Below are 11,805 nucleotides of genomic sequence, written 5' to 3' on the forward strand. Positions count from 1 at the left end.
GATCCAGTTTTTCGGCGAACAGCTCGTCATAATCCTCGAGGTTGAAACCGAACAGCGGGAAGGATTCGATGAACGAGCCGCGCCCGGCCATGATCTCGGCGCGGCCGCCCGACAGAAGATCGAGCGTGGCAAATTGCTGGAAAACGCGCACCGGGTCATCGGAAGACAGAACGGTGACCGCGCTGGTCAGCTTGATGCGCTTCGAACGCTCGGCCGCCGCGGCCAGGGCCACGACCGGTGCGGAGGCGGCATAGTCGGGCCGGTGATGCTCGCCGAGGCCGAAGACGTCGAGGCCGACCTGGTCGGCCAGCTCGATCTCCTCGATCAGGTTGCGCAGCCGCTCATGCGGGCCGATGGCACCGGGGCCCGGCTGCGGGCTGACGTCGGCGAATGTGTAGAGACCGAGTTCCATTTGATGTCATCCTGGTGTTGGGTTTTCGGGTTAGACGTAGCGACGCCTCAGCCGCGCCGCCAGTGGGGCGGACGGTGAACAGTGCATGTCGGTTTCGGCTCTATCTCTTCGTCGCCATTCCGGACGGAAAACCGCTTCACACTTTTCCTGGAATTGCTCCAAAGGCGTCTCCCGAGTGCAACAGCCGACAATTTCATGGCTGCCATGCCGTTTTGGCGCTTGAACTCTCGGTTTTCGCGCGTATGTAAGCGTCGCGAATTGACTTCAGGGAAGTGGACTTGGCTATCTACAGGGAAAAAGACGTTTTCGAGCGGCGCAATGCCGCAAACGAGGCAAAGAAGGCGCTCCTCGAGCGCTTCAAGGCAAAGCCGGCGGCGGATGATCCCGCAGTGCTGGCGCGGCAGGCTGAACGCAAGGCTATCCTTGCGGCCCGCGAAATCCGCGAGGCCGAAAAGGCCCGGCTCAAGCAGGAGAAGCTGGCACGCGAAGCGGTCGAGAAGGCCGAGCGCGAGGCAGCAGCCGAAGCGGCACGTATCGCCGCCGAGGAAGCTGCACAGGCCGAGGCCAAGATTCGGGAATCCGAAGAGAACGAGCGCATCGCCCGTCTTCTGGCCGACGAAGCCGAACGCAAGGCCAAGCGCGACGCGCGTTATGCGGCACGCAAGCAGCGTACCGGCAGAACGCCTCCGGGCTTCTCCGCCCGCTAGCTCTCGGCTACGGAGCAATCTGCTTCGAGAATCAGGGTCGCCTCGCAGCGGCCCTGAACGTGTTTGTCCCATGCATGTCGCCCTGGTCCCCGTTCTGGGAGGACGACATGCGCAAACCAAGAGACCTAAGCGTTACCGTCAGGCGGCGAACTTCAGCCCCATGATGCCGCAGACGATGAGCGCGATGCAGGCCAGCCTGATCGCGGTGGCCGGTTCGCCGAGCAGCCAGATGCCGAGCAGTGCCGTACCGACGGTGCCGATGCCGGTCCACACCGCATAGGCGGTGCCGACGGGCAGCGCCTTCAGCGCCAGGCCGAGCAGAGTGAGGCTGACGACCATCGAGGCAACGGTCAGCACGGTCGGCACCAGCTTCGAGAAGCCATCGGTGTATTTGAGGCCGATTGCCCAGCCGATCTCGAACAAGCCAGCGAAAAAGAGAAGAATCCACGACATCGACAACGCTCCATCAGAGCATCGGACCGAAAAGTGACTTCGGCGTCCGACGATCAGTCAAACAATGGCGGGTCGTCCCGTCCGGATTTGGGGAAGTGCGAGGTCGTCCCCGCCACGCCAATATAGGAATTTCGGGCGCTCGACCAACAGCGACCGGCAACAAGTGTCGCCGGCCGTAATCTTATTGCGAAGTGGATCGCCGGATCTACTTGTCCTTGAGCTTCATCGCCTTGACCGGCGGCGCCTTCAGCGCCGGAGCCGGAGCGGGCTTCTTGGCGTCCTTCTTCGGCTTGCGGGCTTCCTTGCCTGCCTTCATCGCACCTTTAGCCATGATTCGTTCCTCCTGATGTGAGAAGCCAAGTGAAACAAGAGAACCGCCCGACCGCAAGGGGTTAGCGACTGTTGCCGCCGACAGCGGATCGCTTTCAACCGGTTTCTAGAGCAATTCACCGTTTCGCGGAAACAGTGAATTGCTCTAACTCTTTGTTTTGACGCAATTCCGGACGGAAAACCGCTTCACACTTTTCCTGGAATTGCTCTAATTTGCTCGTAAACCATGGCGGTCCGTGCCATGGTCATTTTCGCACTGCAGCATCGACCCGAGCTTCGCCGGGTGATCGTCAGGCAGGCCGTCAGGACGACAATGCGAATCCACATCGGCTGCGAGATGAGCTTCGACTTTCCGCAGGAAACGCCGCTCATCGCGATGCTGAATGTGCACTATTCGCGGGCCTCCGATCTCGAGCGGCCGGATTTCCTGATCTCCAATCCGCCGGTGCCGATCGAAAGCTATCGCGACAGTTTCGGCAATTGGTGCAACCGGCTTGTCGCGCCGCCCGGGCGCTTCACCTTCGGCACCGACGCGGTGATCCGCGACCCCGGCACCTTCGAGATGGGCGACCTGATGGCCTGGCAGCACGAGGTGCGCGACCTGCCGGCGGACACATTGCTGTTCCTGCTGCCCAGCCGTTTTTGCGAAAGCGACCTTCTGGCTGACGAGGCGTGGCGGCTGTTCGGCAACACGCCGCTGGGTATTCCGCGCGTGCAGGCGGTCTGCGACTTCGTCCACAGCCACATCGTCTTCAACTACGGCAATGCACGGCCGACGCGCACCGCGGCGGAAGCCTATCGTGAACGGAGCGGCGTGTGCCGCGACTACGCGCATCTCGCCGTCACCTTCTGCCGGGCACTCAACATCCCAACGCGCTATTGCACCGGCTACATCAGCGACATCGGTATGCCGAAGCCATGGGCAAGCATGGATTTCTGCGCCTGGATGGAAGTCTATCTCGGCGGCCGCTGGCATGTCTTCGACCCGCGCAACAATGCACCGCGCATCGGCCGCATCCTGATCGCCTCCGGCCGCGACGCCGCCGACGTGCCGCTGACCCATATTTTCGGCCCGGGAACGCTTGCCGGCTTCAAGGTGTGGACCAGCGAGATCATCGAGTAGTCGCCGTTTTCCATAGACCGATCTCTCATGGCCGCTGCCGTGGACGACCCGACATTCGCGCGGTGTGATGCCTGTGGAGCTTTAGCGGCCTGGCCGCTAGACTGCGCCTTGAACGGGGGCAAATGCCATGGCCGGGCACGGCGGCTCAAAAAAGGTGATCTACGCGGCGCTCGCCGGCAATCTCGCCATCGCGCTGACCAAGTTCGCCGCCGCCGCCTTTACCGGCAGTTCGGCGATGCTGTCGGAGGGCGTCCATTCGCTGGTCGATACCGGCAATGGCGGCCTGCTGCTCTACGGCATGCACCGCGCCGCTCGCCCTGCCGATCGCACGCATCCGCTCGGCCACGGCCGCGAACTCTACTTCTGGAGCTTCATCGTCGCGCTCCTCGTCTTCGCGCTGGGCGCCGGCGTGTCGTTCTACGAAGGCGTGGTCCATATCATGGCGCCGGAGCCGGTCGCCAACGCCAAGGTAAACTATATTGTTCTGGGCCTTTCCTTCCTATTCGAAGGCAGTTCGTGGTGGGTCGCCCTGAAGGAGTTTCGCCGGCAGAAGGGCAGGCAAGGCTGGCTGCAGGCCGTGCAGTCGAGCAAGGATCCGAGCGTCTACACCGTGCTGTTCGAGGACAGTGCGGCACTTCTCGGCCTGATCGTCGCTTTCGCCGGCATATTGGCAGCGGAACTGCTGGAGATGCCGGAGCTCGACGGCGCCGCCTCTATCGGCATCGGGCTGATCCTTGGCGCAACCGCGATCTTCCTGGCCCGCGAAAGCAAGGGCCTGCTGATCGGCGAGCCGGCGTCGCCCGAGGTGCAGATGAAAGTGCTGGCGATCGCCCAGCAGGATCCGGCGGTGCAGCGGGCGAACGGCGTTCTGACCGTCCATATGGGGCCGACAGAGATCGTCGCCGGGCTCAGCATCGAGTTCGAGGACCATTTGACGGCGCCCGAGATCGAAGCTTGCGTCGAGCGCCTGGAGGCGCAGTTGAAGAAGGAAATGCCGGAGATCACACGGCTGTTCGTCAAGCCGCAGACGTCAGGCACCTGGGAGCAGCGGCGCAGGCTGATCGATTCCGCATCCGATCCTGCCCTGGACTAAAACCGTGCCATTGCCTCACGGCCTTGCGCCGCTAGATTGAAGGGGCTTTGGAGGAACGAAGATGAGAATAGACGGCGGCTGTCATTGTGGCGCCATCACCTACGAGGCGGAGGTCGATCCGGAAAAGACCACGATCTGCCACTGCACGGATTGCCAGCAACTGACCGGCACGGCTTTTCGCCTTACGGTTCCGGCGCCGGAAAGCAACTATCGCATCACCAAGGGCACGCCGAAAATCTACATCAAGATCGTGGCGAGCGGCGCCAAGCGCACCCAGGCCTTTTGCGCCGACTGCGGTTCGCATCTCTACGCCACGTCTGTCGGAGATGGTCCGAAGGTCTATGGAATTCGCGTGGGGACCGCGCGGCAGCGCCAGGATTTGATCCCGACACAGCAGAAATGGCACCGCTCGGCGCTGCACTGGCTGCCTGAATTTCAGGGCATGACCACGTTGGAGGAGCAGTAGCGCCGGTCCGGCACCGCGCCTCAATCGTCGCCTTCGACGACCCTCAGCCTGAGCTGCCCGGTTTTCGAATCGGCAACGCGCGCGCCGGTATCGACCTTCGCGGCGGGAGCCCGTGACGCGGCGTCTACGGCGGCATCGCCGTCGGGCTGCGCGCCGAATTCCAGCGCCTCGATCTTCTGGCCGCGCTTGGTGACCTTCGACGTCGAAACCAGTATGTCGTCGATGTCCTTGGCCGACTGGCCGAAATGCACCTGCAGCTTGCGCACCCGCTCATCGACACGTGCAACATCCTCCATCAGCCGGATGACCTCGCCCTGGATCAGGTGCGCCTGTTCGCGCATGCGGGCATCCTTGAGGATCGCCTGGATGACCTGGATCGACAGCATCAGCAGCGACGGCGAGACGATGACGACGCGCGCACGGTGCGCCTTGTGCACGATCGCCTCGAAATTCTCGTGGATCTCGGCGAACACCGATTCCGACGGCACGAACATGAAGGCAGTGTCCTGCGTCTCGCCCTGGATCAGGTATTTTTCCGAGATATCGCGGACATGGATCTCGATGTCGCGGCGGAAGGCCTGCGAAGCTGCCTTCTGCAGATCGGCGCCATCGGCGGCGCGGATGGCGTTCCAGGCCTCCAGCGGAAATTTTGCATCGATGGCCAGCGACGGCGCGCCATTCGGCATCTTCACCAGGCAGTCGGGCCGGCTGCCGTTCGACAGCGTCGCCTGGAACTCATAGGCGCCGTGCGGCAGGCCGTCGGCAACGATCGCCTCCATGCGCGACTGGCCGAACGCGCCGCGCGTCTGCTTGTTCGAGAGGATCGCCTGCAATTGCACGACCTGGCCGGCGAGCGACTGGATGTTGCCTTGCGCGACGTCGATGATCGCCAGCCGTTCCTGCAATTTGGCCAGGCTCTCATGCGTGGATTTGGTCTGCTCGGTCATGGTCTGGCCGAGCCGGCCGGTCATGGCGTCGAGGCGTTGGCCGATCGATTGCGTCAGCTCCGCCTGCCGTGCGCCGAACACTTCCGCAATGGCGCCCATGCGGCCCTGCATTTCGGCCTGGCTTTGCAGAATGCCGGCCATCCGCACTTCCGCATCGCGGGCATGATCGGCGGCTTCCGCGGCCGCCACGGCGCGCGCCTTGGCCGACCGCCACAACGCAATGACCAGCGCCACGAACAGGGCCAGAAACAGCAAAACGCCGAAGGCCAGCGCATGGCCGAGCGTGATCGTTGTGGCGCCAAGCCGGGCGACAGGCTCCGAAAGGATGGTGCTCAAATCATTCATGTGGACAGCATAGACGATTCGCCGCGATAGCACAGATCAAAACGTGAACGCGCCTGATGCCAACCGGTTGACGCGTTTCGCTGGAGGTCTTAGGTGGAACGCCATGCCGATCAAGCCGCTCATCATCCTTCCCGACCCCATCCTGCGCGAGGTTTCCAAGCCCGTAGAGCGTGTCGACGCGCCTTTGCGCAAATTAGCCGACGACATGCTGGCGACCATGTATGATGCGCCGGGCATCGGGCTGGCGGCAATCCAGATCGGCGAGCCGCTGCGCTTGCTGGTGATCGATCTCGCCAAGGAAGACGAGACGCCGGCGCCGCATGTCTTCATCAATCCGGAAATCCTGGAGAGCGCCGACGCGCGCTCCGTCTATGAGGAAGGCTGCCTGTCGATCCCGGATTATTACGCCGAGGTCGAACGCCCCGCCTCCGTGCGGGTCAAATATCTCGACCGCGACGGCAAATTGCAGGAGATAGAGGCCGAGGGGTTGATGGCGACCTGCCTGCAACACGAGATCGACCACCTCAATGGCGTCCTGTTCATCGATCACATCTCGAAGCTGAAGCGCGACATGGTGGTAAAGAAATTCAAGAAGCTCGCCAGGGACAAGGCGCCGGGCAAGCTCGCGGGATAAGGTACGGGAGTCCCCTCCAGGCCTATTGTCGGCAGGATTGCCACCAAATGGAGATGCCGACGGTCGACATGCTGATCAGGGACATTCCTGAGCCTTTGAAGCGCGAGATCGAACTGGCGGCGCGCGAGGTCGGCCAGAGCGTCTCGGACAAGGCCATCGGCCTTCTGCGCAAAGGCATAGTTGCGGAGAGGCCGGCCCGAGAGGAGTCGAGCCTCTCGGCGTGGGCTGCAATTCGCTCGGCTTTCGTATCTGAAAGCGCAATTGGCGATGAATACGCGGAAATCATGGAGAAGATCGAAGCGGAAAGATAGCGCGACGGTCGTCCCGCGACTTCGGCGGCCTTGACCTGAAGCTCGTAAACCCGTTTGAAGCGGATGCCTGAGCCGGCACACTGCGCGAGCAAGAAGACAGGATACCGGAAGAAAAAATGCCCCTTCGCGTCATCTTCATGGGTACGCCGGAGTTTTCGGTGCCGACCTTGCGCGCGATCGCCGAGGCTGGCCATGAGATATCAGCCGTCTATACCCAGCCGCCGCGCGCTGCCGGACGACGCGGGCTGGAGCTGACGCCGTCGCCGGTGCAGCGCGAGGCGGAGCGACTGGGCATCGAGGTGCGGACGCCGGTTTCGCTCAAAGGCGAGGCCGAACAGGCCGCTTTTCGCGCCTTGCAGGCCGATGTGGCGGTGGTCGTCGCCTATGGCTTGCTGCTGCCGAAGGCGGTTCTGGAGGCAACCCGGCTCGGCTGCGTCAACGGCCATGCGTCGCTTCTGCCGCGCTGGCGCGGCGCCGCCCCCATCCAGCGCGCCATCATGGCCGGTGACCTGGAAAGCGGCATGATGGTGATGCGCATGGAAGAGGGCCTGGACACCGGTCCGGTCGGGCTGGTTGAAAAGTGCGCCATCGAACCCGATATGACAGCCGGCGATCTGCATGATCGGTTGATGAGTGTCGGTGCTGCCTTGATGGTGGAAGCGCTGGCGCGGCTGGAAGGGAACACCCTGACATTCACCACACAAGCTGTGGATGGGGTGACCTACGCCAAGAAAATCGATAAATCCGAGACTCGCGTGGACTGGACTCGCTCGGCAAGTGAGGTCCACAATCATATTCGTGGCCTGTCGCCCTTTCCAGGCGCCTGGTCGGAGATAGGAATTGGCGGCCGCCAGGAGCGGCTGAAACTGCTTCGCTCGACGCTGTCGCAAGGCCTGTCGCCTTCGGAAGATTTGGGCGAGTCGGGAGGAATTCTCGATGACCGGCTGGAGGTCGCCTGCGGGGCAGGCGCGATCAGGCTGGTCGAAGTTCAACGGGCGGGCGGAAAGCCCGCTGCCGCGTCGGAATTCCTGCGCGGGGCCAAGATCGAAAAAGGACTGAAATTCTCATGAGCATGATGTCGATACGCGCGGCAACGCCGCGGGATCGCGAGGCCATCCGCCTCGTCGAGGAACACGCTTTCGGCCAGCAGGCGGAGGCCGGTCTGGTCGACGCGCTGGTGACCGGCGGCGACGCGGTTGCCGAACTGGTTGCGGAAGAGGACGGCCAGGTGGTCGGCCATATCCTGTTTTCGCGGCTGTTCGTCCAGAATGGCGGCAAGACCTTCGCGGCCGTGGCGCTGGCGCCGCTGGCGGTGGAGCCCTCGTTCCATGGCAGCGGCATTGGCGGCGCGCTGATCCGCGAGGCGCATATCCGCCTCAAGGATGGTGGTGAGACGCTGGCCGTGGTGCTGGGCGACCCCACCTATTACGGGCGTTTCGGCTATAGCCACACGCGTGCCGAGAACTTCGAAAGCGAATACCAGGGCGAAGCGCTGCAGGCGCTGGCCTGGGGTGACGCGCCAGAAGCAGGCAGGCTGGTCTACGCCTCCGCCTTCACCGCTCTCGCCGCGTAGAACAGTCAGCCGTTTTCACGGAAACGGCGAACTGCACTCCTCTTTGTTTTAACGCAATTCCGAACGGAAAACCGTTTCACACTTTTCCTGGAATTGCCCGAGGCGAGAGCTCTAGCCGCAAATGCCGCGTTTTCGCCTCGACATCGAATATGACGGCAGCCTGTTTGCCGGCTGGCAGCACCAGGCGGATCAGCCTTCGGTGCAGCAGGCGATCGAACAGGCGATCGAAAAATTCTGCGGCGAAGCGATCAGGCTGCGCGCCGCCGGCCGCACCGATGCCGGCGTGCATGCGACTGCGCAGGTGGCGCATGTCGACCTCGTCAAGGCGTGGCCGAGCGACAAGGTGCGCGATGCCGTCAACGCCCATCTGCAGGCGGCCGGGGCGCGCATCGCCATCCTGAAAGCGACGGTGGTCTCCGACAGTTTCGACGCCCGCTTCTCGGCCATTGGCCGCCACTATCTCTACCGCATCCTGAACCGCCGCGCGCCGGCCGCGCTCGACAAGGGCAAGGTGTGGTGGGTGCCGAAGCGGCTCGACGCCGGCGCCATGCACGAAGCGGCAAAGGTCCTGCTCGGACGGCATGACTTTACCACCTTCCGCTCGACCCAGTGCCAGGCCAACAGCCCGATCAGGACGCTGGAACGGCTCGATGTGAGCCGACAAGGCGACATGATCGAGGTCAGGGCTTCGGCGCGCTCGTTCCTGCACAACCAGGTGCGTTCGATGGTCGGCTCGCTCAAGCGTGTCGGCGACGGCGGCTGGAGCGCGGCCGACCTGAAAACAGCGCTCGAGGCGCGCGACCGCGCCGCCTGCGGCCAGGTGGCGCCGCCCGACGGGCTGTTTCTCACCGGTGTCGATTATCCGGTCGAGACGAGCCCGGAAAGGCTCTGAACTCCGACATCGTCCGGGACGGTGATGCCGAGCAACGCCTGCAGGCCGAACAGCACCAGCAGCGACGCAATGAACATGCCGACGAAAACGGCCGTGCCGACCGCTGCGCCCCTGCCCATCGTGGCATTTGTCATGCGCCAGGTCAGCACCATAGAAAGGGCAAAGAGGAACAGCGACACAAGGCTCGAAACCTGGCTTGCGGACGACAGGAAAAGCCGGATCAGCGCCGAAGGCAGCATCAGCCAGGCGGTGATGGCCGAAGCCCAGTTGCTGGCAACGACGTAGTGGACGAAGCGGCCGCCTATGCCGGCGCGCGGCGCGATGAAAGCGAGCGCAACCAGCGGCAGCACCCAGGAGCCGATGTCGACCGTCGCCAGGCGCACCAGCATGCTGAAGCGCCCCGCGAAGGCGTCGGGATCGCCGATTTCGTTGGCGATGCCGACCCAGCCGACGATCAGCGCCGGTGCTGCAACGACAATGGCGAAGAAGGAATTCCAGAAGCCGTCGGCCGACAGGTCGAGCAGGCGCAGGCCGTCGGCTCTGCCGAGCATCAATCGCCAGGCGCCCGTCAGCGAAGCTTGGGTTTCGTCCGCCGAAAGCATGCTGTTCAGCCCTGTCCGAACCAGTCTTCTATGAAGCGCTGGTAGATTTGCGTCAGCGTCTCGAGGTCGGCAATGGCGACGCGCTCGTCGACCATGTGCATGGTCTTGCCGACCAGCCCGAACTCGACCACCGGGCAATAGTCCTTGATGAAACGCGCGTCGGAGGTTCCACCGGAGGTCGACAGCGTCGGCTCCTTGCCGACCGCCGACTTGATCGAGCCGCGCAGCGTTTCGATCAGCCTGTCGTCACGGGTCAGGAAGACATGGCTCGGCCGGTCGCGCCAGACGAGCTCGTAGTCGACCGGCGTCTTCTTGCCCTGCCGGTACTTCTTGCGCCTGGCCGCCTGGTCGAGCCGGTTGTGGATTTCGGCCTGCAGGGTCTCGTCCGTCCAGGTGTCGTTGAAGCGGATGTTGAAGGTCGCGGTCGCTTTGGCCGGGATGACATTGGTGGCCGGGTTGCCCACATCGATGGAGGTGATCTCCAGATTGGTCGGCTGGAAATCCCTGGTTCCCTTGTCGAAAACCGGATGCAGCAAGGCATCGACCAGGCTCATCAGCCCGCGCACCGGATTGTCGGCAAGCAAGGGATAGGCGACATGGCCCTGGCGGCCATTGACGGTGACGGCGCCGGACATCGAGCCGCGGCGGCCGATCTTGATCATGTCGCCCAGCGCATCCGGGTTGGTCGGCTCGCCGACGACAGAGGCATCCCATTTCTCGCCCCTGGAAGCCGCCCATTCGAGCAGCTTGACCGTGCCGTTGATCGCGGGGCCTTCCTCGTCGCCGGTGATCAGCAGCGAGACCGAGCCTTTCGGACCGCCATTGGCCTCGACATGGCGCGCCACGGCGGCGATGAAACAGGCGATGCCGCCCTTCATGTCGACGGCGCCGCGGCCATACATCTCGCCATTGGCGATCTCGGCGGCGAAGGGCGGATGCGTCCAGGCGGCTTCGTCGCCGACCGGCACCACGTCGGTGTGGCCGGCGAACATCAGATGCGGGCCATTGCCGGAACGCCTTGCATAGAGGTTTTCGATATCGGGCGTGCCGTCTTCGGAAAACGCCGGCCGATCGATCAGGAAGCCGAGCGGTTTGAGCATCGTCTCCAGCGCGGTCAGCGCACCGCCCTCAGCGGGCGTCACCGAAGCGCAACGGATAAGGGCGGCGAGGTTTTCGGCAGGATCGGTCGGCAGCGTCATGGCAAAAGCGATAGTCGAAAGCGCAGGGCCTGTCACGGCCAGACATAGGGGCCAGCCTCATGGCTGGCGATACCGCCGATATTATGGTTTTCATGTCGTATAGTTGCGACCCGGCGCGGGCGACAGGATGGCAGACAAGGACAAACGGATCGTCATAGCCGGTGCCGGCAGCATCGGCTGCTATGCCGGCGGCTGCCTGGCGCTGGCCGGCCGAAAGGTCATTCTGCTGGCCCGGCCGCGCATCGAGGCAGCGTTGCGGCAGGGCGGATTGCGGGTCAGCGACCTCCAGGGCCGCGATCGCTCGATCAAGCCGGAGGCGCTCGCCGTCACCACCGATCCGGCCCCCACCCTGCCGCAGGCGGACGTGATCCTGGTCACGGTCAAGAGCGGCGCCACTCAGGACATGGCGGATCTTATCAAAGCTCATGCCCGGCCCGACGCCGTGGTGATCAGCCTGCAGAACGGTGTCGACAATGCCGACAGGCTGCGTGCCGGACTTGGCCGGCGAACGGTGCTGGCCGGCATGGTGCCGTTCAATGTGGTGCAGTCGCCGGACGGCGAGCTGCCGCTGCGCGTGCACCGCGCCAGCGACGGCAAGGTGATGGTCGAGGATGGCGATGCCGGCCTGGTCGGCCTGCTTGGCGTCGAAGGGTTTGCGGTTGAAGCGCATGGCGACATGAAGGCGGTGCTGTGGGGTAAGCTGCTGATGAATCTGAAC

The 11,805-nt window shown here is 63.7% G+C and carries 16 protein-coding genes; 10 read left to right on the top strand and 6 right to left on the bottom strand.

The features are described from left to right. Window positions 1-412, bottom strand: a 412-nt coding sequence (locus EN949_RS27030) for an LLM class flavin-dependent oxidoreductase (RefSeq protein ID WP_127371832.1), incomplete at its 3' end; no start/stop codon positions are given. Between the two features lie 278 nt (window positions 413-690). Here EN949_RS27030 and EN949_RS27035 point away from each other — a divergent pair. Further along, window positions 691-1,119 carry a DUF6481 family protein gene (locus tag EN949_RS27035; protein ID WP_013528462.1) on the top strand — a complete coding sequence of 143 codons (429 nt, stop codon included), beginning with the start codon at window positions 691-693 and terminating at the stop codon, window positions 1,117-1,119. A 138-nt stretch (window positions 1,120-1,257) separates the two neighbouring features. Here EN949_RS27035 and sugE read toward each other — a convergent pair whose 3' ends face one another. Together sugE and EN949_RS37150 are read right to left on the bottom strand one after the other, a co-directional pair. Then, complete coding sequence (gene sugE, locus EN949_RS27040; RefSeq protein WP_013528463.1) at window positions 1,258-1,572, bottom strand: quaternary ammonium compound efflux SMR transporter SugE; 315 nt, start codon at window positions 1,570-1,572, stop codon at window positions 1,258-1,260. A gap of 205 nt (window positions 1,573-1,777) precedes the next feature. Next, a complete protein-coding gene (locus EN949_RS37150) occupies window positions 1,778-1,903 on the bottom strand; it encodes a hypothetical protein (protein WP_013528464.1) in 126 nt (41 codons plus the stop codon). Between the two features lie 312 nt (window positions 1,904-2,215). Here EN949_RS37150 and EN949_RS27050 point away from each other — a divergent pair, with 312 nt between their 5' ends. The 3 genes from EN949_RS27050 (at window position 2,216) to EN949_RS27060 (ending at window position 4,584) form a co-directional block, all read left to right on the top strand. Continuing rightward, complete coding sequence (locus EN949_RS27050; RefSeq protein ID WP_127367069.1) at window positions 2,216-3,025, top strand: transglutaminase family protein; 810 nt, start codon at window positions 2,216-2,218, stop codon at window positions 3,023-3,025. Window positions 3,026-3,152: 127 nt separating this feature from the next. Continuing rightward, window positions 3,153-4,118, top strand: a complete 966-nt coding sequence (locus EN949_RS27055; protein ID WP_013528466.1) for a cation diffusion facilitator family transporter — start codon at window positions 3,153-3,155, stop codon at window positions 4,116-4,118. Between the two features lie 61 nt (window positions 4,119-4,179). Then, on the top strand, window positions 4,180-4,584 hold the full coding sequence (locus EN949_RS27060; protein ID WP_013528467.1) for a GFA family protein: 405 nt from the start codon (window positions 4,180-4,182) through the stop codon (window positions 4,582-4,584). A 20-nt stretch (window positions 4,585-4,604) separates the two neighbouring features. On the opposite strand, the gene EN949_RS27065 is transcribed toward EN949_RS27060, so the two are convergent. Further along, complete coding sequence (locus EN949_RS27065; RefSeq protein ID WP_063169730.1) at window positions 4,605-5,876, bottom strand: DNA recombination protein RmuC; 1,272 nt, start codon at window positions 5,874-5,876, stop codon at window positions 4,605-4,607. 103 nt (window positions 5,877-5,979) lie between these two features. On the opposite strand from EN949_RS27065, the gene def reads away from it, so the two are divergent. From def to truA, 5 genes are all read left to right on the top strand, one after another. Then, window positions 5,980-6,510, top strand: a complete 531-nt coding sequence (def, locus tag EN949_RS27070) for a peptide deformylase (protein WP_024502081.1) — start codon at window positions 5,980-5,982, stop codon at window positions 6,508-6,510. 68 nt (window positions 6,511-6,578) lie between these two features. Beyond that, window positions 6,579-6,821, top strand: a complete 243-nt coding sequence (locus EN949_RS27075; RefSeq protein ID WP_244506880.1) for a plasmid stabilization protein — start codon at window positions 6,579-6,581, stop codon at window positions 6,819-6,821. 116 nt (window positions 6,822-6,937) lie between these two features. Further along, window positions 6,938-7,891 carry a methionyl-tRNA formyltransferase gene (gene fmt / locus EN949_RS27080; protein ID WP_127370771.1) on the top strand — a complete coding sequence of 318 codons (954 nt, stop codon included), beginning with the start codon at window positions 6,938-6,940 and terminating at the stop codon, window positions 7,889-7,891. Further along, window positions 7,888-8,394 carry an N-acetyltransferase gene (locus tag EN949_RS27085; RefSeq protein ID WP_013528472.1) on the top strand — a complete coding sequence of 169 codons (507 nt, stop codon included), beginning with the start codon at window positions 7,888-7,890 and terminating at the stop codon, window positions 8,392-8,394. The genes fmt and EN949_RS27085 overlap by 4 nt, the downstream gene beginning before the upstream one ends. A 121-nt stretch (window positions 8,395-8,515) precedes the next feature. Then, window positions 8,516-9,286 (top strand): tRNA pseudouridine(38-40) synthase TruA, encoded by a 771-nt coding sequence (gene truA / locus EN949_RS27090; RefSeq protein ID WP_013528473.1) that lies wholly within the window; start codon window positions 8,516-8,518, stop codon window positions 9,284-9,286. Here the strand turns inward: truA and EN949_RS27095 are convergent. Together EN949_RS27095 and dapE are read right to left on the bottom strand one after the other, a co-directional pair. Then, window positions 9,253-9,888 carry a transporter gene (locus EN949_RS27095; RefSeq protein WP_127367560.1) on the bottom strand — a complete coding sequence of 212 codons (636 nt, stop codon included), beginning with the start codon at window positions 9,886-9,888 and terminating at the stop codon, window positions 9,253-9,255. The genes truA and EN949_RS27095 overlap by 34 nt on opposite strands. 5 nt (window positions 9,889-9,893) lie before the next feature. Next, complete coding sequence (gene dapE, locus EN949_RS27100) at window positions 9,894-11,087, bottom strand: succinyl-diaminopimelate desuccinylase (RefSeq protein WP_127370770.1); 1,194 nt, start codon at window positions 11,085-11,087, stop codon at window positions 9,894-9,896. A 127-nt stretch (window positions 11,088-11,214) separates the two neighbouring features. Between dapE and EN949_RS27105 the strand changes: the two genes are divergently transcribed. Beyond that, the coding region (locus tag EN949_RS27105) for a 2-dehydropantoate 2-reductase (protein ID WP_127371833.1) at window positions 11,215-11,805 on the top strand (591 nt) is incomplete at its 3' end.

This window comes from Mesorhizobium sp. M7A.F.Ca.US.007.01.2.1 (genome assembly GCF_003998165.1).
Classification (GTDB): Bacteria; Pseudomonadota; Alphaproteobacteria; order Rhizobiales; family Rhizobiaceae; genus Mesorhizobium; species Mesorhizobium ciceri.